Source organism: Fundidesulfovibrio magnetotacticus (genome assembly GCF_013019105.1).
Lineage (GTDB): Bacteria > Desulfobacterota > Desulfovibrionia > Desulfovibrionales > Desulfovibrionaceae > Fundidesulfovibrio > Fundidesulfovibrio magnetotacticus.
Genome location: NZ_BLTE01000001.1, coordinates 507,783 through 528,833, shown reverse-complemented (window position 1 = coordinate 528,833; position 21,051 = coordinate 507,783). Strand labels below are relative to the sequence as shown.

The following is a 21,051-nucleotide window of genomic DNA, read 5'->3' as shown; positions in this document are numbered from 1 at the left end:
GGAGTCCTCAGAGGGCGTAGGTGGTTTCCGGCTTTCCGAGCGCCATGCGTTCGGCCCACTCCACGCCCTGCATGACGGAGTGGTCCATGTTGCTCACCTCGTACTTCCAGCCCCCGAAGCGTCCGCGCGAGAAGATGCCGTGGCCTTCCAGCCAGGGCTGGACGGTGCGCAGGGCGGCGTCGCGGCCCAGGGTGGGCACGGGGTAGGAGTAGTCGAGGCGCATCTCCCATGTGGAGACGACGGCGTCGCGTTCCGATTCGGCCATGAGCGAGACGTTTACAAGACCGTCCACCACGCTGTCCAGGTGGGAAGCTGGCTCGGGCTTGTGTTCGGAGAAGCTCACCTCGGTCATGTAGGCGCGGTGTCGCACCGTCATGCCGTCGGGGTCGGGGGTGTTGTTGGGCGAGTAGTGGTGGAAGTTGGTGACGCGGTAGAAGGGGTTGTCGGACTCGGGGAAGTACATCCAGCAGCGGGAGTCCGTCTTGGGGCCTTCCACGCCCACGCCGCCGATCCAGCCGCCGGAGTGCGCCAGGCCCGAGGCGGCCTCGCGCACGGCGTCGGGGGCGTCCGTCAGGCGGTCGCGGGCCAGGATGTCCAGGGGGCCGGTGGTGAGGAGCTTCTCGTAGGCGTAGGTCTCGCCGGTGTCGCAGTGGACGGTCTTGGCGTGCGCGTCCACGCGGACCACGCCGCGTCCGTAGCGGATGTGGTCGCCCAGGCGCGCGGCCACGCGGCGGTAGATCTCGCCCGTGCCGCCCGTGAGTGGGAAGCGGAAGCTGCTGTTGGGGCCCCAGTTCACGTCGTCCTTGGCCAGCACGAGGTTTTCCAGGGTCTTTTCCAGATCGATCACGCTCACGCGTTCGCCGATCCACTTGTAGTCCATGTCCTCGGGCGGGGTGGCCCAGACCTTGAAGTTGTAGGGCAGCATGAAGTGCCGGGCCAGACCCGGGCCGAAGACGTGCTCGATCCATTCCCGGAAGTGGGCGGGATGGTCGTTCTGCAGGGCCGGGCGCACATGGGGCAGGAGGCCGCGCACGCAGTCCCAGGCCATCTCGGGGGGCAGGTGGCGGATGTTGTTCTGGAAGGGGTAGGGCACCCAGCGTTTGGCGATGCGAACCCAGGCCTCGCGGCGGTGCTCCAGGTACTCCTCGCCCAGCACGTCTTCGAGCATGCGGTCGAAGTATTCGTAGTGGGAGAACACCACGTGGCCGCCCACGTCCCAGGTGAAGCCCTTGGCGTCGCGGTGGCTGGCGGCCAGGCCGCCGGGGTGGTCCTTGGCTTCGAGCACCAGGAAGTCGCGGATGCCCAGTTCCGAAAGACGCCTTGCCGCGCCCAGTCCGGTGGGTCCGGCTCCGATGATGAGGTATTGCGTGCGCATGGTGTTCCTCCCGGGATGGTCGGAGTCGACATGCAAGCTTCGCGCCGAGGCGTGCGGCGCTTCGGCCGGAGTCAGCCCTTGGGCAGGATGAGCTCCATGAAGCCCGGCCACACGGCGTCGGCCGTGAGGATGAGCGTGAGCAGCGTGACCACCCCCACCGTGAACCAGGAGACCGCGTTGAACGCCGGACCGTTGACGAAGGCGCCCATGATCCGCCGGTCGTTGACGATGAGCAGCATGAGCACCAGCACGGCCGGGAGCACGGCCCCGTTGACCACCTGGGAGAGGTACATGATGGCCAAAAGCGGAGCGTCCGGGACCATGATCACCAGGGCCGAGAGCACGATGGACAGGGTGAAGAGCCCGAAGAACTGGGGGGCCTCCCGGAAGCTCTTGTCCACGCCCAGTTCCCAGCCCATGCCCTCGCAGATGTAGTAGGCCGTGGAGAGCGGCAGCACGCAGGCCGCGAAGAGCGAGGCGTTGAAAAGCCCCACGGCGAAGAGCAGCGTGGCGTAGGGGCCGGCGGCCGGGGCCAGGGCCTGGGCGGCGTCGGCGGCGGTCTCCACGGTGAGGCCCTGCTGGTGGATGGCCGCCGCGCAGGAGGCCACGATGAAGAAAGCCACCACGATGGCCAGGAAGCAGCCCACGATCACGTCCAGGCGGGCGAAGGCGTACTGCTCGCGGGTGATGCCCTTCTCCACCACGGTGGCCTGCTGATAGAACTGCATCCAGGGGGCGATGGTGGTGCCCACCATGGCGATCATCATGGTCACGTAGCCGCCGTCCCAGCGGATGTCCGGGACCACGGCGGCGCGGGCCACCTCCATCCAGTCGGGCTTGGCCAGGATGGCGGCCAGGGGGTAGGCCAGATAGATCAGGCAGGCGAAGAGGAACACCTTCTCCACGATCCGGTAGGAGCCCTTCACGATGAGCAGCCACACCGCCGCCGCCGAAAGGGGCACGGAGATGAAGCGGCTCACCCCGAAGATCTCCAGGCTGGCGGCGATGCCCGCGAACTCCGAGACGGTGTTGCCCAGGTTGGTCAGGTAGAGGGCGATCATCACGTAGAAGGTGACGCCCACGCCGAAGCGTTCGCGGATGAGGTCCGAGAGGCCCTTGCCGGTCACCGCGCCCATGCGGGCGCACATCTCCTGCACCACCACCAGGGCGGCCATGGTGGGCAGCATCATCCAGAGCAGGCCGTAGCCGTAGCGCGCCCCGGCCAGGGAATAGGTGGTGATGCCGCCGGCGTCGTTGTCCACGTTGGCGGTGATGATGCCGGGGCCGAGGATGCTCAGGAAGAGCAGGATGTTGCGGCGCGAGAGCTTGCGCAGGACGGCGGCCATGGGAATCTCCTAGAAGCTGCGCTTGGCCCGGAAGCGCTTGCGGCGGTTGCTGTCGCGCAGCGAGTGGCTGAGCATGTCGTCGGCGGTGATCACGCCCTCCAGGGAGCCGTCCTCGCCCAGCACGGGCACGGCCCACAGGCCGTACTTCTCCACCATCTCCAGGGCCTCGTCGGCGGTGGAGTCGGTGTGCACGGCCTTGATGGACTGGCTCATGATCTCCCCGAGGGTGGCCTGGGGCGGCGCGCCCAGGATCTCGCGCAGGCTGGCCACGCCCAGGGGGCGCTGGTCCTCGCCCAGCACGTAGACGTAGTAGATGAGCTCCGTCTCCAGGGCCTTGGAGCGGATGTGCCCCAGGGCCTCCTCGGCGGTCATGGCCGGGGGCAGCGCGAAGAACTCGTTGACCATGAGCGCCCCCGCCGTGTCCTCCTCGTGCTCCAGGAGTTCCTGGACCTTTTCGGCGTCCTCGGCGTCCATGAGCCCCAGCAGTTCCTGGGCCTCGTCGTCGGGCAGCTCGGTGAGCACGTCGGCGGCCTCGTCGGGGGCCATCTCCTCCAGGATGTCGGAGGCGCGCTCCTTCTCCATGCGCGAGAGGAGGCGTCCGCCCTCTTCTGGCTCCATCTCGGCCAGGGCCTCGCCCGCGGTCTCGTCGTCCAGGGAGAGGAGCATCTTCTCGGCGTCTTCGTGGGGCAGCTGGGAGATGATCTCGGCCAGGTCCGCCGGGTGCATGTCCACGAGCTTGTCGCGGCTCACCGTGAGCGAGAGCGAGGTGACCTTGTCGTCCAGGGGCTGCACGAACTGCCAGCTGATCTCCTTGTGGGGCAGGTCCTTGCGGAAGAGGCCCGAGACGAAGCCCCAGAGCCGCTCCTGGCCCAGCCTGCGGGCCAGGCCGCGCACGCCCGTGTCCACGGCGGTGACGCACAGGGCGTCCAGGCAGCCCTCCACCTTGAGGTCGTTGACGCGCACCAGGCGCGCGCCCTCCACGTCCACGATCTGCTTGTCCATGATGTCGCGGCGCACGAGGATCACGCCCTCGCCGTCGGGATCGAAGGGCTCGGCCGGGGCGCGTTCCAGGTCCACGGCGATGACGTAGGCGTTGAAGAGGTCCACGGCGATCCAGGGGATGCAGGAGGTCTCCTGGCCTTTGCGCACCACGAGCCCGGCGATGTAGGGCAGGCGCTCGCCGCGTTCCATGGAAAGGTCGTGCAGCACGCCCAGGGGCTGGCCGAGTTTGTCGATGACAGGCCTGCCCAAAAGGGCGCTGGCGAAATAGGATGCGTTGCTTGCTGCCATGGCGGTTCCTTCTGGGGCGCGTTCGCGGCAGCGCTGCACTAACCCAACCGCCCGGCCAGGGCAAGCCGTGGGGGGAAATCAGCGGTTTCGCGCTGGGCGGCGGCCATTTTTTCCCGCTGAAGGCTGTCCTTCATCCCCAGGATGTGCTATGGCCGCCCCAAACATCGAGAGGGGCCGCACGCCCTCGTGCTTGCGATGCAGGTGTTGCATACAACACAAACAGCGGAGGAACCATGAAACGCATCATTTCCACGCACCGCATGTTGTTCGGAGTGCTCGCCGTCGCCGTCATGCTTGCGGTCGCCGCACCGGCGGCGCAAGCGAAGCTTGTCAAAAAAGTGGACAACTTCATCCTCTTCTTGGACCACTCCAGCTCCATGAAATTCTTCTACAAAGGCGTGACGACCCCCGATCTCGGCGGCCAATCGAAAGTCGTGCTGGCCAAGTCGGCCATGGTGGAGTTCAACAACCTCGTGCCCGATCTGGGCTACCAGAGCGGCGTCTACACGTTCGCGCCCTTCAGGCAGTACGCGGGCATGGCTCCGTACAACAGGGCGGCCGTGGAGAAGGCCATTGACCCCATAAGCATCGATTACGAGACCTACGGTCGCGTCACGCCCATGGGGCCCGGCCTCCAGGACCTGGACAAGGTGCTGGCCGGGCTCTCCGGCAGGACGGCCGTGGTCCTCTTCACCGACGGCCACGAGAACCTGGGCGTGAACGCCGTGGCCCAGGCAAAGGCGCTGCAGGGCAAGTACGGCGACCGTCTCTGCTTCATGGTGGTGAGCTTCGCCGACACCAAATACGGCGAGGAGGTGAACAGGCAGATCGCCGCCCTGTCGCGCTGCTCCTGCCTGGTCAAGGGCGAGGACTTCCTGCGCAACCAGGCGGCCCGCCTGGCGTTCCTCAAGTGCGGCCTCTGGGATGAGGTGATGGACGAAGTGGTGCTCTTCCGGTCCATCTACTTCGACTTCGACAGGCACAACATCAAGGCCGTGTTCGTGCCCGTGCTCGATGAGGGAGTGGCCATGATCCGCTCCAAGCCCGACACCCTGGTGATCCTTGAGGGACACACCGACTCCGTGGGCTCCGATGCCTACAACCTGGGCCTGTCCAACCGCAGGGCCCAGTCGGTGAAAGCCTACTTCGTGAAGAAGGGCGTGGACGGCGGGCGGATCGAGGCGGTTGGGTTCGGCGAGTCCAGGCCCCGCGCCGACAACTCCACGGCGGATGGACGCAAGCTCAACCGCCGCGTGGAGATCAAGTTCAAGGGAATGAAGTAGCGGCCCGCATCAGGCCGTCCGGGCAGGTCCGCGTCGGGGCCTGCCCGGCCCGGTCTTCCGGGCGAGAGGCCTACAAAGCCGGGGCGAACCCGGCGGCGGCCGCCAGATGGGGGCAGGCCCCCACCAGGGAGGGGCCGCGCTCCCGCACGAAGCGGGGCACGTCGGCCAGGGGCACGGCGGCCAGTTCCGAATGTTCGGTGGTCTCGAGCATGGCCCAGGCTCCCAGCACGTCGCGGTGGTCGGCCTGGAGGTCCACGGCCACGCCCAGCTCCCAGATGCCCGTCACCGTGTCCTCCACAAGGGCCACGGGGCGAAGCGACGCGGCCGGGGCCGAGACGCCCAGCTCCTCGCGCAGTTCCTCCAGGAAGAGATCGCGCCAGGAGAGCGCGCCGTCCTCCTCCTTGCGGCCCAAGTGCAGCGTGCCAGCGGGCACCGTCTCCCAGAGCCCGCCCTCGATGGCCAGGGACGTCTTGCGCAGACCGAAGAAGAGATGCCCCGAGGCCGTGACCAGCCCCGTCACGGCCAGTGAGCGCACGGGCAGGGCCGCGAAGCGCTTGGGCTCGCGGCAGCGGGCCACGTGCCAGCGGTAGGGCGCGGCGAAGCCGTGGAGCGTTCCGCCTTCCATCCCCGCCAGGCTGAAGATGCGCCCGTCGTGGAGTCCGGGGCGCTCCAGGCGTTCGCACTCCCAGAGGGCGTCCGTCCGGGCCAGGAGGTCGGGGTCCGGGGCCGGAACGGGGGCGTCGTCCAGGATGCGCAGGTCGGCGGGGACGGGGTGGGTCACGTACATGGGCGTCTGCCTCCGAGGATGGTCAGGAGCACGGCGGCCAGGATGAGCGCCGAGCCCGCGTAGCCCAGGGGCGTGAAGCGCTCGTCGAAGAGCGAGAAGGCCAGCAGGGCCGCCACCACGGGCTCCAGGGTGGCGATGACGGCCGCGCGGCTGGCCTCGATGCGCCGAAGGCCCGCGTAGTAGAGCGAGTAGGCCCCGTAGGTGCTCATGGCCGCCAGCACGGCGCAGGCGGTCCAGGCCGCCGGGGAGCGGGGGCCGAAGTCGAAGAAGGGCGTCATGCAGGCCGCGCCCACGGGCAGGGCGTAGAGAAAGATGGTGGGCGTGGGGTAGCGCCCCAGCAGGAGCTTCCCGAAGATGTAGTAGAGCGCGTAGGTGAGCCCCGAGAGCAGGCCCATGGCGATGGCCGTGGTGTTCACCGGGCCGTCCAGTCCGTGGCCCAGGCTCACGCCCGTCACGCCCGCCAGGGTGGCGGCCACGGCGATGAGCTTCACGGCGGTCATGCGCTCCTTGAGGAACTTCCAGGCCAGCAGGGCCACCCACGCCGGGGCCGTGTAGAGGAGCACGGAGGCCAACGCCGCCCCGCCCGCGCGCACGGCCAGCACGTAGCTGGCGAAGAGCCCGAAGATGCAGGCCACGCCGAAGAGCCCCACCCAGGGCAGGTCCTTCAGGTCCACGCGCACGCGGCGCAGGGCCAGGGCGTGTCCGGCGTAGAGCACCCAGGCCATGGAGGCCCGCCAGAAGGCGACTTCCAGGGGCGTCATGCCCTCCTGGATGGCCAACTTGGAGAGGGGGCCGATCATGCCCCAGAGCAGGGCCGCCAGGGCCACGAGCAGGTATCCCGAGAACATGGCGGGAGCTTGTACCCCTTCGGCCCCCCCATGGGAAGGAGAATCGATTGCGAACCGGTCCGGTAGGAGAGGCTACCGGGCGCGCGGCGGCCGGTTGGCCAGGGCCACGCCGGTGAGCACCAGCGCGCCGCCCGCGATGATGGAGGCGTCCACAGGCTCGCCCAGCAGGGCCGCGCCCAGCACGGCGGCGGAGACGGGCACGAAGTTGATGAACACCGCCGCCCGCGAGGCCCCCAGGCGCTGGATGCCCTGGTAGAACCAGAGGAAGCCCAGCCCCGTGCCGAAGAAGCCCAGGTAGACGATGGCAGCCCAGCCCTTCCAGGAGAGCCCGGCCGCCTGGGCGGCCAGCCCCTCGGCCAGGGCCGGTGGCAGCAGCATGCACATGCCCGCCAGGCAGGAGAGGGTCACGGCGGCCAGGGGCGTGAGCCTGCCCATGACGCGCTTGCCCAGCAGCGAATAGGCCACCCAGGTGAGCATGGCCCCCACGATGGCCGCATCGCCCAGGGTGACGGCCCCGGAGAAGACCTCCAGCGGGTTGCCCCGCCCGATGACCACCGACGCCCCCAGGATGCACAGGCACACGCCCATGGCCTTCACGCGGCCCAGCGGTTCCTTGAAGAACAGGCGCGAGAGCAGGGCGATGAACACCGGGTTGCCCGCCACGATCATGGCCGCGCGCGCGGCGGGCACGCTCTTGAGGCCCCAGAGGAAGAAGACGTTGTAGCCGAAGACGCCCGTGGCCCCCAGGCCCAGCACCAGGAGCGCGGTGCCCGTGTCGGGGCGTTTGGGTCTGCCCTCGGTGAGCAGCCACAGGGGGACCAGGAAGAGGTTGGCGGCCACGAAGCGCAGGAACGAGGCCGAGAGGGGCGCTATCTCGGGGCCGAGCATGCGCCCCGCGATGAACGTGCCGCCCCAGATCACCGCCGTGGCGAAGAGCTTGACGGTGGTCAGGCTCATCGGCCCCTGTCCTTCACGGCCAAAAGCCCCTGCACGGTGGCCGCGCCAAGCACCACGGCCATGCCCGCCAGGGCCGTGGCCGAGGGGGCCTCGCCCAGGAAAAGGAACACCCACACGGGGTTGAGGATGGGCTCGATCACCGGGATGATCATGGCGGGCAGGGCGCGCACGTGGCGGATGGCCCGGGTGTAGAGGTAGTAGGCCAGGCCGGTCTGCACCACGCCCAGCGTCAGGAGCGCGCCCACGCCCTTGAGGTCCGGCCAGGGGCCCTGGAAGCAGAAGGGCAGGCAGCCCAGGGCCAGCAAGGCGTTGCCCAGGAGCACGGCCTCGGTCTGTCCGCCCTGGTCGCCCAGCTTGCGCAGGAAGAGGGGGATGCCTGCGAAGGTCAGGCTGGAGGCCAGGGCCAGGATGATGCCGAGCTTCCCGTCGGGGGAGATGTCGCCCCAGAAGAAGAGGGTCATGCCCGCCAGGGCCAGGGCCAGGCAGAGCCAGTCCCGCCCCCGGGTGGGCTCGCCCAGGAACCTTGGGGCCAGGATGGCCACCCAGAGGGGGGCCAGGTACTGGAGCACCACGGCGTTGGCGGCGGTGGTCAGGCGCGTGGCGCACACGAAGAGCAAAAGCGTGAGGGAGGTGGAGAGGGCCGCGCCAAGCAGGGGCCAGCTCGGGCGGATGCGGGGCCTGCCCAGCACGGCCAGCATGAAGAGCGCGGCGATGCCCGAGCGCGTCCCCGCGATGGCCAGGGGGTTCCACTCCACGCTCTTGATGAACACGCCGCCCACGCTCCAGAGCAGGGCGGTGACCACCAGGGCCAGGGTCGCCGAGGCGCGGGTCACGGGCGGTCTCTGGACGCGCGGCAATGCGGCGGGGCCGCGAGGGACGCGATGGGCATGGGATGGCCTCGGGGAAGGGCTATTCGCCCAGGTAGGCCCGGCGGATGTCGGGATTGTCCAGGAGTTCGCGTCCGGTGCCGGAGAGCACGATGCGCCCTGTCTCCATCACGTAGCCCCGGTGGGCCAGCTTGAGGGCCAGGTTGGCGTTCTGCTCCACCAGGAGCACGGTCATGCCCTCGGTCTCGTTGACGCGGCGGATGATGGAAAAGATGTGCTCCACGATGAGCGGGGCCAGGCCCAGGGAGGGCTCGTCCAGCAGCAGAAGCCTGGGCCTGCCCATGAGGGCGCGGCCGATGGCCAGCATCTGCTGTTCGCCGCCGGAGAGGGTGCCGCCCTGCTGGCGCTCGCGCTCCTTGAGGCGCGGGAAAAGCTCGAACACGCGGTCCATGTCGCGGCGCACGGCGTCGTGGTCGCGGCGTCGGAAGGCTCCCATGTCCAGGTTCTCGGCCACGGTGAGGCGGGGGAAGATGCGCCGCCCCTCGGGCACCTGGCAGAGCCCCATGGCGGGCAGCTCCTCGGGGGGCACGGTGGAGGCGTCGCGGCCCTGGTAGAGCACCTGTCCGGCCATGGGCTTGAGGATGCCCGAGATGGCCATGAGCGTGGTGGACTTGCCCGCGCCGTTGGCCCCGATGATGGTCACGATCTCGCCTTGGGCCACGGCGAGGTCCAGCTCCTTCACGGCCGGGGCGCGGCCCCAGCCGGCCGAGAGGCCGCGCAGCTCCAGGATGGGGGCGTCCATCTAGTGGTCCTCCTCGGAGCGCTTGCCCAGGCGCTTGGCCGGGATGAGCCCGGCGGGGCGGAAGAGCATCATGAGCGCCATGGCCGCCCCGAAGACGAGCATGCGGTAGTTCTCGAAATCGCGGAAGAATTCCGGCAGCGCGATGAGCGCCAGCGCCCCCAGCACGATGCCCGGCACCGAGCCCATGCCGCCCAGCACCACCATGGCCAGCACCATGGCCGACTCGATGAACGTGAACGACCCAGGCGACACGAAGCGCATCTTGGCCGCGAAGAAGGCTCCGGCCAGGCCGCCGAACACCGCGCCCATGGCGTAGGCCAGCAGCTTCAGGCGGAAGGTGTCCACGCCCATGATGGAGGCGGCCGTCTCGTCCTCGCGGATGGCCTCCCAGGCGCGGCCGATGCGCGAATCGCCCAGGCGGCGCACCGCCAGCACCGTGAAGAGCGCGATGGCCAGGATGAGGTAATACTGCGACAGGGGGCTCTTCACCAGCATGCGCGTGAGCTCCCAGCCTTCCTCCGGGTCGGGGAGCCAGACCGCTGCGGGCTTGACCCCAAGGATGCCGTTGGGGCCGCCGGTGAGCTTCATCCAGTTGTTGAGCACCAAGCGCAGGATCTCCCCGAAGCCCAGGGTGACGATGGCCAGGTAGTCGCCGCGCATGCGCAGCGTGGGATAGCCGATAAGGCATCCGGCCAGGGCGGCCAGCGCGGCGCACAGGGGCAGGGCCAGCCAGAAGGAAAGTTCGTAGTGCACCGAGAGCAGGGCGTAGGTGTAGGCCCCCACGCCGTAGAAGGCGATGTAGCCCAGGTCCAGGAGCCCGGCCAGGCCCACCACCACGTTGAGGCCCAGGCCCAGCGTCACGTAGACCAGCACGTTGATGGCCACGTCCTGGCCGTAGCGCGAACTGAGCAGCGGGAAGACCAGCAGGGCCGCGAGGCCGCCCCAGAGGGCCAGCTTCACGGGCACGCGGGCCGCGGCCCCTGAGACGCTCCGGCCCAGGCGTCCCATCTGGTCGCCCCCGGCGCGGTTGAGCTTCCACAGGCCCAGGCAGGCAAGCACGGCCAGCAGGGCCGCGCCGGTGATCTTCGCGGCCGGGACGAAATCGAGCCCCTGCGCGCCGATGCCGGTCATGGGCCACACGAGCAGGTAGACCCACAAGGCCCCGAAGGCCAGCTTGGCGGGAAGCCCTTTAGACGCGGGTGTCATTGATGTTCTCGCCCAGAAGGCCGGTGGGCCGGAAGTAGAGCACCGCGATGAGGATCACGAAGGCGAACACGTCCTTGTATTCGCCGGAGATGTAGGCCGCGGTGAAGATTTCCGTGGCGCCGATGATCAGGCCGCCCAGCATGGCCCCGGTGATGGAGCCCACCCCGCCCAGCACGGCGGCGGCGAAGGCCTTGATGCCCGGCACGAAGCCCATGTCGAAGCGCACGGAGCCGTAGTAGAGCCCCACCAGGATGCCCGAGGCGGCGGCCAGCGCCGCGCCGATGGCGAAGGTGAGGGAGATGATGCGGTCGGAGCTGATGCCCACCAGGGTGGCCATCACGCGGTCCTGTGCGGTGGCGCGCATGGCTTTGCCCAGGCGCGTCCGGAACACCAGAAGGTTGAGCCCCACCATGAGAAGGGCCGTGAGCGCCAGGGCGATGAGCTGGAGGTAGGTGAGGTTGAAGTCGCCCACCTGGAGGGCTCCCTTGGCGTACACGCCGGGGTAGGTCTTGTCGTAGACGCCCTGGGTGAGCATGAGCCCGTTCTGCAGGAAGATGGACATGCCCAGGGCCGAGAGGAGCACCGAGAGCTTGGAGGCGCGCCGCAGGGGCTTGTAGGCCACCTTCTCCACGCCCATGGCCAGCACGGCGCAGTAGGCCATGGCCAGGAGGAAGGCCACGGTGAGGCACAGCCAGGGGTGGGTCTGCATGTAGCCCTGGGAGTCCATCCAGGCCAGGAGGATCACGCCCATGTAGCCCCCCGCCGCGAAGAACTCGCCGTGGGCGAAGTTGATGAGCTGGATGATGCCGTAGACCATGGTGTAGCCCAGGGCGATGAGGGCGTAGAAGCCCCCCAGGGTCACGGCGTTGATGAGCTGCTGGAGAAAGAAGTCCATGTGCGGTGTGTGTCTCAGTAAAGCTGTGTTTCTATCTCGTGCAGGCCGATTACCCGGCACCGGTCAGGCATCCTGTTGCGGATCAGGGAGGCCAGCTTCTTGTCCGCCGTGATCAGCGGGGCGGAAAGTTCGATCGCCAGGGCCACGTACATGCAGTCGTAAATCGGGTGTTCGAGTTCCACCGCCAGGGGCAGGGCCTTCTGGGCCAGTTCGTGATCGGGCTGGAGAAGCACGGGGGCGCCGCGCAACACCCTGAGCCTTGGCGCCGCATCGTCCGCGTCCAGATCGCCCGCCTTGACCTTGCGCCACAGCGCGCTGCCGCATTCCGCGACGAGCAGCGCCGGAGCGACCATGCGCAGCATGCGCAGGGCGAAGGCCCGGTCGCTGTCGGGTTCGCGCACCAGCCATTTCACGGCCACGCTGGCGTCCACGACAACGGTATGGGTCATTTCACGAATCCGGCTCTGCGGTCGCGCTCCTGGCGGATGAGTTCGGCGCTGTCCGTCTTCTGGGGCCTGGAGGACTCCTGGAGCCTGCGGGCCATGTCCCAGAAGTCGTCGGCCCCGGGGCGCAGGGCCTCCTCCAGGATGCGCCTGTGCTCGGACTCCACGCTCACGCCCTTCGCGGCGGCCCGCTGTTTGAGCAGACGAACAAGGTCTTCGTCAAGGTTTCTCACGATGAGCTGGGCCATTTCGTTGTCCTTCGGGCCGGATGCTATCAATGATAGCACCGGCCGGGAGATCGGGCAAGGCGGTCCGTGGAGCGGCCCGCGCTGGCGCTGGCCGGGGCGACGGGGTAGGGTGCGGGCGGATGTAGTCGGCGTCGGATCTCGACGGACCAACAGGCAGGAGGTGCGACATGCCCTGCGTCATGGATTTTCGGATGATCCCCCTGGACAGGAACGAGGCCATCAGCCAGCACATCGCCCGGCTGGTGGAGGTGGTGCGCGCGAGCGGCCTGCCCTACCAGACTGGCCCCACGGTCACGGTGGTGGAAGGAAGCTGGCAGCAGCTCATGGAACTGGCAACCCGGTGCTTCGAGGAGAACTCGAAGGACTCCACGCATCTGCTCATCGAGCTGCGCATCCACTGGCGCAAGGGCAGGCAGGGGCACCTTTCGGGCCAGGACGCCCCCGCCTGAGAGCGCCCGGCCGGGGAGACTGCCGCTCCCTGAGCGATGCCTTCTTGCCGGTGCGCGGGGCGTTTGCGATCCCGCCGCTTCAGGCGGCGCTCTCCTGTCGAGCCCTCGGGAATGCGCGCTATTTCCCGCCGTTTCCTGCCGCCCTCCGGGGCGGCGTTCTTTCGTAGCTTCCCCTCAGGACCGGAAGATGAAGTAGACCGCGCCCACCAGGCAGAGCCCGGCCCAGAGGTGGTCGAGCTTGAGGGGCTGGTTCATGTACCAGATGGAGAAAGGCGCGAACACCGAGAGGGTGATCACCTCCTGCATGATCTTGAGCTGCGGCAGGCTGAGCGTGGTGTAGCCGATGCGGTTGGCGGGCACCTGGAGCAGGTACTCGAAGAGCGCGATGCCCCAGGAGAAGAGCGCGGCGAGCCACCAGGGGCGCGAGTGCAGGTTCTTCAGATGGGCGTACCAGGCGAAGGTCATGAATACGTTGGAGGCGATGAGCAGGCCGACGGTGATGAGGACGGTGCGGTTGAACATGCTTGGTGTTCCGGTTTCGAGAGACTGTTGAAGTGTTGATGGGGCTGGACCGGATCTGGCAGGATCGCATCTGATCGGGCCGGACCAGTCCTGGACGTTCCGTCGTCTCGCGCCTGCGGATCACCCGCCGTCGCGAAGCAACGAGGGAGTCCAGAGGGCGCAGCCCTTTGGCCGCCGGAGGCTTCTTTCACGTCGGCCGTGCCGCCCGCCGCCACGCAAAAGGGGACCGCCGCACGCGCGGCGATCCCCCGGGTATCATCGTCCGTGGGCGCTAGAACAGCTTGCCGGTGGCGGGGTTCCAGTACTCCTTGAACTTGTCGCCTTCCACCTTGAAGACCACGTAGTTGGAGCCGGAGTCGCCGTTGTCCTGGAACTTGATGACCTTGGACGCGCCGGGCAGGTTGAGCTTCATGAGCTCCGCGCGGATGGCGTCGGCCTTGGTGGACTTGGCGGCCTTGATGGCGGTGAGCAGGGCGTAGGCCGAGTCGAAGGCGTAGGCCGAGTACGCGCCGGGCTCGCCGTGCATGGCGGTGTATTTCTCCAGGAACTTCTTGTAGACCGGGGAGTTCTTGTCGGCGTAGCCGAAGGTGAAGAACACGCCCTGGGCCTGTTCGGGGGCTTCCTTGATGAAGTTGGGATGGTACACGGCGTCCTGGGAGAGCACGGCGCACTTGAGGCCGAGCTGACGGAACTGCTTGATCATGCGGATGCCGGCGGAGTTGTTCTGCAGGCTCATGTAGAACACGTCGGGATTGGCGGCCTTCACCTTGGTGAGGATGGCGGAGTAGTCCATGTCGCCTTCGTTCACGTGCTCGTGGGCGGCCACGGTGATGCCCAGCTTCTTGGCCTCCTCGGCCACGTACTCGGCCAGGTGCTGGGAGTAGGTGGTCTTGTCGTCCACGATGAAGACGCTCTTGGCCTTGAGCTGGTCCTTCATGAACTTGGCGGCCGCGTCGGACTGGTGGATGTCCAGGCCGCACATGCGGAACATGTACTTGTAGCCGCGCTGGGTGACCTTGGGGTTGGTGGAGGCCGGGGTGATCATGGTGATCTTTTCTTCGTTGAGCACGTCGGAGGCGGGCAGGGTGGCCGAGGAGCAGTAGGCCCCGATGACGCCGGCGACCTTGGAGTTGGCCAGCTTGTTGGCGCCGGCCACGGCCTGGCGGGGGTCGCAGGCGCTGTCCTGCACTTCCACCTCGATGGCGTCGAAGCCGGGCATGCCGCCCTCGGCCTTGAACACCTCCACGGCGGTCTTCACGCCTTTGACGATGTCGTTGCCGTCGGCGGCCGACGAGCCGGAGATGGGGGCCAGCACGCCGATCTTGAGCGGGGCCGCCCAGGCCGCGCCCGCGCAGAGGGTGAAGGCCAGGGCCAGAAGCCACGTGAAACGTTTCGCCATGTCGTCCTCCTGATGGGTTGATGCCGAACGGGTCGCGCCGACCTTGGCGCTCGCCGGGTTTCTAATGGGCCACGCCCAGGTAGGCCTCCACCACGCGCGGGTCCTTGCGGATGTCCGCCGGAGCGCCCTCGGCGATCTTCTCGCCGTGCTCCAGCACCACGATGCGCGTGCAAAGCCCCATGACCACTTTCATGTCGTGCTCCACCATGAGCACGTTGACGCCCAGGCCCAGGATGGCCTCGATGTCCTTCATGAGCGCCGCCGACTCCGTGGGGTTGAGCCCGGCGGCGGGCTCGTCCAGCAGGATGGTGCGGGGCTCGCTGGCCAGGGCGCGGGCGATCTCCAGGCGGCGTTGCAGGCCGTAGGGAAGGTTGCGCGCTTCTTCGGACTCCATGTCGCCAAGGCCCATGAAGTCGAGCGCCCAGCGGGACTTCTCCCGGATGGCGCGCTCCTCGGCCTGTTGCGAGGGCAGGCGCAGCACCGCGCCCAGCACGCCCGCGCCGGTGCGGCCGTGGCGGGCGATCATCACGTTTTCCAGGGCCGTCATGTTCTGGAAGAGGCGGATGTTCTGGAAGGTGCGGGCCAGGCCCATGGCCAGGATGCGGTGGGGCGGCTCCCCGGCCAGGGTGCGGCCGTCGTAGGCGGCGCGCCCGGCGCTCACGCGGTAGACGCCGGTGATCACGTTGAACACGGTGGTCTTGCCCGCGCCGTTGGGGCCGATGAGCCCCAGGATCTCGCCCTCGCGCAGCTCGAAACTGACCTCGGAGAGGGCCTGGAGACCGCCGAAACTGACGCTGACGTCCTCGAACACCAGATGGGCCATGCGGGATGAACGCTCCTTGGGGGGATAGGAACGGCCCCTGTACCCCGCATGGCCCCGGATTGGCAAGATTGTCAGACGGTCGGCTCAGGAAGGGCGCGCGGGCAGCACCGCCCGGGCCAGCTCCGCGTAGGCCTCGCCCCGCTCCGCCCCGGAGCCGTGCTCCAGCACGCCTTCCTGCATCACGGCCAGCCGCGTGCACAGCCGCGAGACCACCCGCAGGTCGTGGGAGATGAACAGGCACGCCAGGCCCCGCTCGCGCCCCAGGTGCTCCAGGAGGTCGAGGATCTGGCCCTGCACCTGCATGTCCAGCGAGCTCACCGATTCGTCCAGCACCAGCACCTCGGGCTCGGGCGCCACGGCCCGCGCGATGCACACCCGCTGAAGCTGGCCGCCGCTGAAGCGCCCGGGCAGCTTGCGCGCGTCCGAAGCTTCGAGTCCCACCATCTCCAGGAGCCCCACCACGCGGCGCTCCAGGGCCGCCCCGGCGAGCCCCTCGAAATTGCGCAGCGGCTCGGCCACGATCTCCCCTGCCGTCAAGCGCGGGTTCACCGCGCCCACGAAATTCTGGAAAACCACCTGAACCCGCCGCCGGAACGCCCGCCAGTCCGCGCCCCTCAACGAGGCGATCTCGCGCCCCCGGAAGCGCACGCTCCCGGCGTCCGGGCGCTCCAAACCCAGAACCACGCGGCCAAGCGTGGACTTGCCGCAGCCGCTGCGCCCAACCAGCCCCAGGCATTCGCCCGGGTGCAGCTCCAGGTCCACCCCGCGCAGCACCTCGTGGACCTCCCCCCCGCCGAAGAGCCCGCCGCGCCGGTAGGCCTTGCGCACCTTTTCCAGTCGCAGGAGGCTCATGCCGCCTCCCCGGTCCGCTCGCCTGTCCCGGCCTCGGTTCCGGACCGGGCCTCGAAGGCCTCGTGCAGTTCCAGGTGCGCGGCCAGAAGCGTGCGGGCGTAGGGGTGCGACGGGGCCTCGAACACCCGGGACACCGGACCCGTCTCCACGAGGCGTCCGTCCTGCATCACGGCCACGCGGTCGGCCAGACGCGCCACCACGGAGAGGTCGTGCGTCACCAGGAGCACCCCCAGGCCCCGCGCGCGGCGCAGCCTGTCGATGAGGTCCAGCACCTTCGCCTGGGCGGGCATGTCCAGGTCCGTGGTGGGCTCGTCGGCCAGGAGCAGGCGCGGTCCGCCCAGCATGGCCAGGGCCACGGCCACCCGCTGGAGCATGCCCCCGCTCATCTGGAAGGGATAGAGCCCCAGAATCGCGCCGGGCTCCTCGAAGCCCGCCTCGGCCAGGGACTCTTCGGCCCGGGCCGCGCCCCGCGCCCAGCCGGTTCCCTGGGCCTTCAGGGTCTCCTTGAAGTGCCCCCGGACGGTCATCACCGGGTCGAAGCAGCTCGAAGGGTTCTGGAGCACCATGGCCGCGTCCAGGCCCCGGCGCACCGTCTCCCGCCCGGACACGCGCACGCGGCCCCCCGCCCGGCGAAGCCCCGAGGGCAGCAGGTCCATCACCGACAGGCACGTCAGGGACTTGCCCGATCCCGAAGCGCCCACCAGCCCCAGCACCTCGCCCGGGGCCACGTGCAGGCTCACGCCGCGCACCAGTTCCCGGGGTGCGGCCCCAGCGGTCTCCACGCGCAGTTCCTCGATCTCCAGAAGGCGCTCAATGTCCATGGTCGTGCTCCCCCGCCAGGTTGGGGTCCAGGTGGTCGCGCAGGGCGTCGCCCAGCACGTTGAAGGCCATCACCGAAAGAAAGATCATCAGCCCCGGGAACAGGATCAACTGCGGAGCGGTGCGGATGTACTGGCGCGCGTCGCCGATCATCACCCCCCACTCGGGCGTGGGCGGCTGCACCCCAAGCCCCAGGAACGAAAGCCCCGACACGTGGAGCATCATATGCCCGATGTCCAGCGTGGCCAGCACCGCCATCTGCGCCAGCACCGGCGGCAGGATGTGGCGCACCGTCAGCATCGCCCCCGACGTGCCCGCCACCCGCGCAGCCAGCACGTGTTCCCGGTGGCGCAACTGCAGCACCATGCCGCGCACCATCCGGGCGTACCAGGCCCAGTGCGTGAACACGATGGCGATGATCACGTTGGTCAGCCCCGTGCCCAGTATCCCGATCAGAAACAGGGCCATGATGAACGTGGGAAACGTGAGCACCACGTCGCACACGCGCATGATCGCCCCGTCCACCCAGCCCCCAGCGTAGCCCGACAACCCGCCCACCGCGAAGGCCAGCACCAGGATGCTCCCCGCGATCACCGCCACCGACCCCATGGAGGCCCGCGTGCCGTACACCAGCCGCGACCAGATGGACCGGCCCAGATGGTCCGTGCCCAGGGGCTCCTCCCAACTCGGCGGTTCCAGCTTGCGCGCGATGTCCGTGAGGTCCGGGTCCTGCGTGGCCATCCAGGGCGCGAAGAGCGCCATGCACGCCAGCAGAGCCACCATGACCAGGGCCGGGCCGACCAGCCTGTGCTCCCGCAACATGCGCCTCACGGCCTGCCTCCCGCGCCGCCCAGGCGCATCCTCGGGTCGGCTACGGCGTAGGCCACGTCCACCGCCAGGTTGCACACCACGAAGATGGTGGTCATCACCAGCATGAAGCACTGGAGCACCGGGAAATCCCTGTTGAAGATGCTCCCCACCGCGAAACGGCCCACGCCGGGCCAGGAGAAGACGCTCTCCACCACCACCGCGCCCCCCAGAAGCTCGCCCACATGCATCCCTGTTGCCGTCAAAATCGGGATAAGCGCGTTCACGAACATGTGGCGCCACACCACCGCGCCCTCGCCAACGCCTCGCGCCCGCGCATACAACACATACCGCTGGTGCATGGTTTCCAGCATGCTCGCCCGGATAAGCCGCGTGTTTACCGCCAGCGACATGAGCGCCAGCGAGAACGCGGGCATCACCAGGCGTTCCCAGCCGCCCCGGCCCAGCGGCGGCAGCCAGCCCAACTCCATGGAGAACAGCCACACAAGCAGGAACCCGAACCAGAAATTGGGGATGGACACCCCAGCGAAGGCCATGGCCCGCGTAAGATGGTCCGGCAGCCTGTCCTTTCTGAGAGCCGCCAGCACGCCCAACGGCACGGACAAGCCCATGGTGATCAACAGCGACGCCCCCGCCAGCTCCAACGTGGCAGGCAGGTAGTACAGGATCTCGTCCATCACGGGGCGGCCCGTCACGTACGAACGGCCGAAATCAAGACGCGACGCCTTCTCCAGCCACAGGGCGTACTGCACCGGCAACGGCCGGTCCAACCCCAACAACTCCCGCGCCATGACAAGGTTCTCCTCCGTGGGCGGAATCTGCGATATCCGCAGCCACGACTGAGCAGGATCGCCCGGCGCCATCCGCAGGATCAAAAACACCACCAGCGACACCGCCAGCAGGATCACCGGCAGCATCGCCAGGCGGCCAAGGATGTAGCGTGCCATGAAGTATCCTTTGGGTTGATGTTTGTTTCGCGCAGACGCCACCGTCGCGTCTAGGGAAGTTGCCTCCGGCGGGCAGAGAGGGCGCTGCCCTCTCTGCACTCTCCCGCCAGGGCTCCGCCCTGGACCCACTGGGGGGATGATCCCCCCAGACCCCGCAACGGCTTCGCGGGCTTCACCGGCTACGCCGTCGTGTCCCGGTTCCGGGTGGCCCTGGGCGTGACCCGGAACGGGAAACGCCCAAAGCACAGCAGCAGACACCCGCCGGGAACGCGCTCAAAGCAGCGCTTATCCCGGCGGACCGCCATCGCCGCAAGCGGCGATGAACAAGGAATTACCCATGAAATCCGAAGACAAAGACATTGAACCGACCCCCTGGCGCGCAGCGCCACGGCCGCCCGTCCGGCGACGCCGTAGCCGGTGAAACCCGCGCCGCAACTGCCGGGTCCAGGGCAGAGCCCTGGCCGCCGGAGGCTCCTCCCCCGACCTGCCTGTCGCGTTGTCCCGGACCGTCATTTCCAGGCCATGGCCTCAAAGGGGATTTCGCTTTTGGTTGGGCCGAAGCCTTTGTCTGTCAGCTTTTTCCCGTGGACCATGATGTTGGTCATGTAGGTGAGGGGCAGGTAGACGGCCTGCTGGTGCAGGGTGGTCAGGATGTCGGTGTAGAGTGCCTGGCGTTGTGCGATGTCGGTGGTTTCGAAGACCTTGCTGATCTTGGCGTCGATGTCGGCCTTCATGGGCAGTCCGACCTGGGCCTGGTAGTCGGCGTGGGATGGTGAACGCATGGAGCCGACCATGGCGTGGGGCTCGTAGGGGGGGCCCCAGGTGTCGTTGAAGATGAAACCGAAGTCGCCGTCTTTCTGGCGGTTGCCGAAGGCGTCCTGCTCTTCGCCGACGAGTTTCACGGCGATGCCCACCTTGGCGAGTTCGCCCTGCATGAGTTCGGCGATGGTTTTCTGGAGGGCGTCGTTGCCAACGAAGCAGAAGTCGATTTCCAGGGGCTTGCCGTCCTTCTGGCGCACCTTGCCGCCCTGGGGGAGTTTCCAGCCCGCGTCGTCGAGGAGTTTGGCGGCCTTGGCGCGGTCGAAGGCGAAGGGGGGAAGCTTGAGGTCGCAGTAGGGGATGGAGGGGGCGAAGAGGGTGTCTGCGCGCTGTTCCACACCCAGGAAGACGCCCTTGACCAGGGCTTCCTTGTCCACTGCGTGGGACACGGCCTGGCGCACGGCAAGTTCGGCGGTGGGGCCGCGCCCGGAGTTGAGGCACAGGGCGCGGGTACCCAGGGGGCCGGAGACTGAGGCGGCGTTCTTGGGGTCTTTGGCGAGGAGTTGGTAGGCGTCCATGCCGATCTGGCCCGAGGCGTGGCCGCCGGAGCCGTAGATCAGGTCGATCTCGCCGGTTTCGTAGGCGGTGAGGCGCGAGTTGGGGTCGGTGATGACGCGCACGGTGATCTTCTCGATGGCGGGTTTGGGGCCCCAGTAGTTGTCGTTGCGCTTGAACGCGTCGTATTCGCCCAGGCGGGACTCCACCAGGAGCCAGGGGCCGGTTCCGGCTGGCTTCCTGATGCCGTCGGCGGTGTTGCCGGAGTCGGGGAAGGCGGCGGGGGAGAGGAAGCGCAGGGGGCGGATGAGGGCGAGTTCCTGGAGCGCCGGGTAGTAGGCGCTCTTGAGCTTCATGACGAAGGTGTCGGGCGCGGGGGCTTCGAGGACATCAAGCTGGTTGACCAGTTCGAGCCACTTGTGCCGCTTGAGGTTGGCGCGCACGGCCTCGAAGTTTTTCACCACGGCCTGGGCGTCGAAGGGCGTGCCGTCGGAGAAGCGCACACCTTTGCGCAGGGTGAAGGTGTAGGTCTTGCCGTCGGAGGAGACGGTCCATTTTTCGGCCAGCCACGGCACGATGTCGCCGTTGCGGGCGTACTTCACCAGGGGCTCGTAGAGCATGTTCTGGGCGTACATCTGGTTGGGCGAGTACATGTGCGGGTTGAGCGGCCCGCAGTTGGACTGCCAGGAGAAACGCAGCTCGTTCCCGGCGGCAAGGGCCTGGAGCGGCAGCAGGAGACAGCAGAGCATGAGCGCGACGCGCAACCGGAAACCCATGGACTTCCCCCGTGG

General features: G+C 68.2%; 22 protein-coding genes. 2 read left to right on the top strand and 20 right to left on the bottom strand.

What is annotated here, in order from left to right; genetic code table 11:
• Positions 1-7: 7 nt before the first annotated feature.
• From NNJEOMEG_RS02420 to NNJEOMEG_RS02410, 3 genes are all read right to left on the bottom strand, one after another.
• Entirely contained in the window at positions 8-1,375 is a 1,368-nt protein-coding gene (locus NNJEOMEG_RS02420; protein ID WP_173080918.1) for a protoporphyrinogen/coproporphyrinogen oxidase, read from the bottom strand.
• Positions 1,376-1,446: 71 nt separating this feature from the next.
• Entirely contained in the window at positions 1,447-2,721 is a 1,275-nt protein-coding gene (locus tag NNJEOMEG_RS02415; protein WP_173080916.1) for an Nramp family divalent metal transporter, read from the bottom strand.
• A 9-nt stretch (positions 2,722-2,730) separates the two neighbouring features.
• Positions 2,731-4,011 (bottom strand): magnesium transporter, encoded by a 1,281-nt coding sequence (locus tag NNJEOMEG_RS02410; protein WP_173080914.1) that lies wholly within the window; start codon positions 4,009-4,011, stop codon positions 2,731-2,733.
• A 233-nt stretch (positions 4,012-4,244) separates the two neighbouring features.
• Between NNJEOMEG_RS02410 and NNJEOMEG_RS02405 the strand changes: the two genes are divergently transcribed.
• Positions 4,245-5,294, top strand: coding sequence for an OmpA family protein (locus NNJEOMEG_RS02405; protein ID WP_235956800.1), 1,050 nt, complete (start codon positions 4,245-4,247; stop codon positions 5,292-5,294).
• A 70-nt stretch (positions 5,295-5,364) separates the two neighbouring features.
• Here NNJEOMEG_RS02405 and NNJEOMEG_RS02400 read toward each other — a convergent pair whose 3' ends face one another.
• From NNJEOMEG_RS02400 to NNJEOMEG_RS02360, 9 genes are all read right to left on the bottom strand, one after another.
• Entirely contained in the window at positions 5,365-6,081 is a 717-nt protein-coding gene (locus NNJEOMEG_RS02400) for a hypothetical protein (protein WP_173080912.1), read from the bottom strand.
• Complete coding sequence (locus NNJEOMEG_RS02395) at positions 6,072-6,929, bottom strand: DMT family transporter (RefSeq protein ID WP_173080910.1); 858 nt, start codon at positions 6,927-6,929, stop codon at positions 6,072-6,074. Before NNJEOMEG_RS02395 ends, NNJEOMEG_RS02400 begins: the two co-directional genes overlap by 10 nt.
• Before the next feature lie 72 nt (positions 6,930-7,001).
• The gene (locus NNJEOMEG_RS02390; protein WP_173080908.1) at positions 7,002-7,886 is read right to left on the bottom strand and encodes a DMT family transporter; all 885 of its coding nucleotides are present in this window, start codon (positions 7,884-7,886) and stop codon (positions 7,002-7,004) included.
• Complete coding sequence (locus NNJEOMEG_RS02385) at positions 7,883-8,719, bottom strand: DMT family transporter (protein ID WP_173080906.1); 837 nt, start codon at positions 8,717-8,719, stop codon at positions 7,883-7,885. The genes NNJEOMEG_RS02390 and NNJEOMEG_RS02385 overlap by 4 nt, the downstream gene beginning before the upstream one ends.
• A gap of 76 nt (positions 8,720-8,795) precedes the next feature.
• Positions 8,796-9,515, bottom strand: coding sequence for an ABC transporter ATP-binding protein (locus tag NNJEOMEG_RS02380; protein ID WP_173080904.1), 720 nt, complete (start codon positions 9,513-9,515; stop codon positions 8,796-8,798).
• Positions 9,516-10,721, bottom strand: a complete 1,206-nt coding sequence (locus tag NNJEOMEG_RS02375) for an ABC transporter permease subunit (RefSeq protein WP_173080902.1) — start codon at positions 10,719-10,721, stop codon at positions 9,516-9,518.
• Positions 10,705-11,616, bottom strand: coding sequence for a branched-chain amino acid ABC transporter permease (locus NNJEOMEG_RS02370; protein WP_173080900.1), 912 nt, complete (start codon positions 11,614-11,616; stop codon positions 10,705-10,707). The genes NNJEOMEG_RS02375 and NNJEOMEG_RS02370 overlap by 17 nt, the downstream gene beginning before the upstream one ends.
• Before the next feature lie 14 nt (positions 11,617-11,630).
• Positions 11,631-12,065: a type II toxin-antitoxin system VapC family toxin gene (locus NNJEOMEG_RS02365; protein WP_173080898.1), complete on the bottom strand. Its 435-nt coding sequence runs from the start codon at positions 12,063-12,065 to the stop codon at positions 11,631-11,633.
• Positions 12,062-12,307 (bottom strand): FitA-like ribbon-helix-helix domain-containing protein, encoded by a 246-nt coding sequence (locus NNJEOMEG_RS02360; protein ID WP_173080896.1) that lies wholly within the window; start codon positions 12,305-12,307, stop codon positions 12,062-12,064. The genes NNJEOMEG_RS02365 and NNJEOMEG_RS02360 overlap by 4 nt, the downstream gene beginning before the upstream one ends.
• Before the next feature lie 167 nt (positions 12,308-12,474).
• Between NNJEOMEG_RS02360 and NNJEOMEG_RS02355 the strand changes: the two genes are divergently transcribed.
• Positions 12,475-12,756: a thiamine-binding protein gene (locus NNJEOMEG_RS02355; protein ID WP_173080894.1), complete on the top strand. Its 282-nt coding sequence runs from the start codon at positions 12,475-12,477 to the stop codon at positions 12,754-12,756.
• 174 nt (positions 12,757-12,930) lie between these two features.
• Here NNJEOMEG_RS02355 and NNJEOMEG_RS02350 read toward each other — a convergent pair whose 3' ends face one another.
• The 8 genes from NNJEOMEG_RS02350 to nikA all read right to left on the bottom strand — a co-directional run bounded on the left by NNJEOMEG_RS02350 (position 12,931) and on the right by nikA (position 21,036).
• Complete coding sequence (locus tag NNJEOMEG_RS02350) at positions 12,931-13,278, bottom strand: DMT family protein (protein ID WP_173080892.1); 348 nt, start codon at positions 13,276-13,278, stop codon at positions 12,931-12,933.
• Between the two features lie 271 nt (positions 13,279-13,549).
• Positions 13,550-14,677 (bottom strand): branched-chain amino acid ABC transporter substrate-binding protein, encoded by a 1,128-nt coding sequence (locus NNJEOMEG_RS02345; RefSeq protein WP_173080890.1) that lies wholly within the window; start codon positions 14,675-14,677, stop codon positions 13,550-13,552.
• A 61-nt stretch (positions 14,678-14,738) separates the two neighbouring features.
• Positions 14,739-15,500 (bottom strand): ABC transporter ATP-binding protein, encoded by a 762-nt coding sequence (locus NNJEOMEG_RS02340; RefSeq protein WP_173080888.1) that lies wholly within the window; start codon positions 15,498-15,500, stop codon positions 14,739-14,741.
• A gap of 84 nt (positions 15,501-15,584) precedes the next feature.
• Positions 15,585-16,352 (bottom strand): ABC transporter ATP-binding protein, encoded by a 768-nt coding sequence (locus NNJEOMEG_RS02335; RefSeq protein WP_173080886.1) that lies wholly within the window; start codon positions 16,350-16,352, stop codon positions 15,585-15,587.
• Entirely contained in the window at positions 16,349-17,173 is an 825-nt protein-coding gene (locus NNJEOMEG_RS02330; protein WP_173080884.1) for an ABC transporter ATP-binding protein, read from the bottom strand. The genes NNJEOMEG_RS02335 and NNJEOMEG_RS02330 overlap by 4 nt, the downstream gene beginning before the upstream one ends.
• Entirely contained in the window at positions 17,163-17,993 is an 831-nt protein-coding gene (gene nikC, locus NNJEOMEG_RS02325) for a nickel ABC transporter permease subunit NikC (protein ID WP_173081204.1), read from the bottom strand. Before nikC ends, NNJEOMEG_RS02330 begins: the two co-directional genes overlap by 11 nt.
• 5 nt (positions 17,994-17,998) lie before the next feature.
• A complete protein-coding gene (gene nikB, locus NNJEOMEG_RS02320) occupies positions 17,999-18,946 on the bottom strand; it encodes a nickel ABC transporter permease subunit NikB (RefSeq protein WP_173080882.1) in 948 nt (315 codons plus the stop codon).
• A gap of 509 nt (positions 18,947-19,455) precedes the next feature.
• Complete coding sequence (nikA, locus tag NNJEOMEG_RS02315) at positions 19,456-21,036, bottom strand: nickel ABC transporter substrate-binding protein (RefSeq protein WP_173080880.1); 1,581 nt, start codon at positions 21,034-21,036, stop codon at positions 19,456-19,458.
• Positions 21,037-21,051 lie beyond the last annotated feature (15 nt).

Coding starts and splice junctions, on each gene's coding strand:
- NNJEOMEG_RS02420 (WP_173080918.1), bottom strand. CDS start 1,375: ATGCGCACGCAATACCTCATCATCGGAGCCGGACCCACCGGACTGGGC.
- NNJEOMEG_RS02405 (WP_235956800.1), top strand. CDS start 4,245: ATGAAACGCATCATTTCCACGCACCGCATGTTGTTCGGAGTGCTCGCC.
- NNJEOMEG_RS02350 (WP_173080892.1), bottom strand. CDS start 13,278: ATGTTCAACCGCACCGTCCTCATCACCGTCGGCCTGCTCATCGCCTCC.
- NNJEOMEG_RS02410 (WP_173080914.1), bottom strand. CDS start 4,011: ATGGCAGCAAGCAACGCATCCTATTTCGCCAGCGCCCTTTTGGGCAGG.
- NNJEOMEG_RS02395 (WP_173080910.1), bottom strand. CDS start 6,929: ATGTTCTCGGGATACCTGCTCGTGGCCCTGGCGGCCCTGCTCTGGGGC.
- nikB (WP_173080882.1), bottom strand. CDS start 18,946: ATGGCACGCTACATCCTTGGCCGCCTGGCGATGCTGCCGGTGATCCTG.
- NNJEOMEG_RS02345 (WP_173080890.1), bottom strand. CDS start 14,677: ATGGCGAAACGTTTCACGTGGCTTCTGGCCCTGGCCTTCACCCTCTGC.
- NNJEOMEG_RS02375 (WP_173080902.1), bottom strand. CDS start 10,721: ATGACACCCGCGTCTAAAGGGCTTCCCGCCAAGCTGGCCTTCGGGGCC.
- NNJEOMEG_RS02335 (WP_173080886.1), bottom strand. CDS start 16,352: ATGAGCCTCCTGCGACTGGAAAAGGTGCGCAAGGCCTACCGGCGCGGC.
- nikC (WP_173081204.1), bottom strand. CDS start 17,993: ATGTTGCGGGAGCACAGGCTGGTCGGCCCGGCCCTGGTCATGGTGGCT.
- NNJEOMEG_RS02370 (WP_173080900.1), bottom strand. CDS start 11,616: ATGGACTTCTTTCTCCAGCAGCTCATCAACGCCGTGACCCTGGGGGGC.
- NNJEOMEG_RS02365 (WP_173080898.1), bottom strand. CDS start 12,065: ATGACCCATACCGTTGTCGTGGACGCCAGCGTGGCCGTGAAATGGCTG.
- NNJEOMEG_RS02390 (WP_173080908.1), bottom strand. CDS start 7,886: ATGAGCCTGACCACCGTCAAGCTCTTCGCCACGGCGGTGATCTGGGGC.
- nikA (WP_173080880.1), bottom strand. CDS start 21,036: ATGGGTTTCCGGTTGCGCGTCGCGCTCATGCTCTGCTGTCTCCTGCTG.
- NNJEOMEG_RS02340 (WP_173080888.1), bottom strand. CDS start 15,500: ATGGCCCATCTGGTGTTCGAGGACGTCAGCGTCAGTTTCGGCGGTCTC.
- NNJEOMEG_RS02360 (WP_173080896.1), bottom strand. CDS start 12,307: ATGGCCCAGCTCATCGTGAGAAACCTTGACGAAGACCTTGTTCGTCTG.
- NNJEOMEG_RS02400 (WP_173080912.1), bottom strand. CDS start 6,081: ATGTACGTGACCCACCCCGTCCCCGCCGACCTGCGCATCCTGGACGAC.
- NNJEOMEG_RS02355 (WP_173080894.1), top strand. CDS start 12,475: ATGCCCTGCGTCATGGATTTTCGGATGATCCCCCTGGACAGGAACGAG.
- NNJEOMEG_RS02380 (WP_173080904.1), bottom strand. CDS start 9,515: ATGGACGCCCCCATCCTGGAGCTGCGCGGCCTCTCGGCCGGCTGGGGC.
- NNJEOMEG_RS02330 (WP_173080884.1), bottom strand. CDS start 17,173: ATGGACATTGAGCGCCTTCTGGAGATCGAGGAACTGCGCGTGGAGACC.
- NNJEOMEG_RS02415 (WP_173080916.1), bottom strand. CDS start 2,721: ATGGCCGCCGTCCTGCGCAAGCTCTCGCGCCGCAACATCCTGCTCTTC.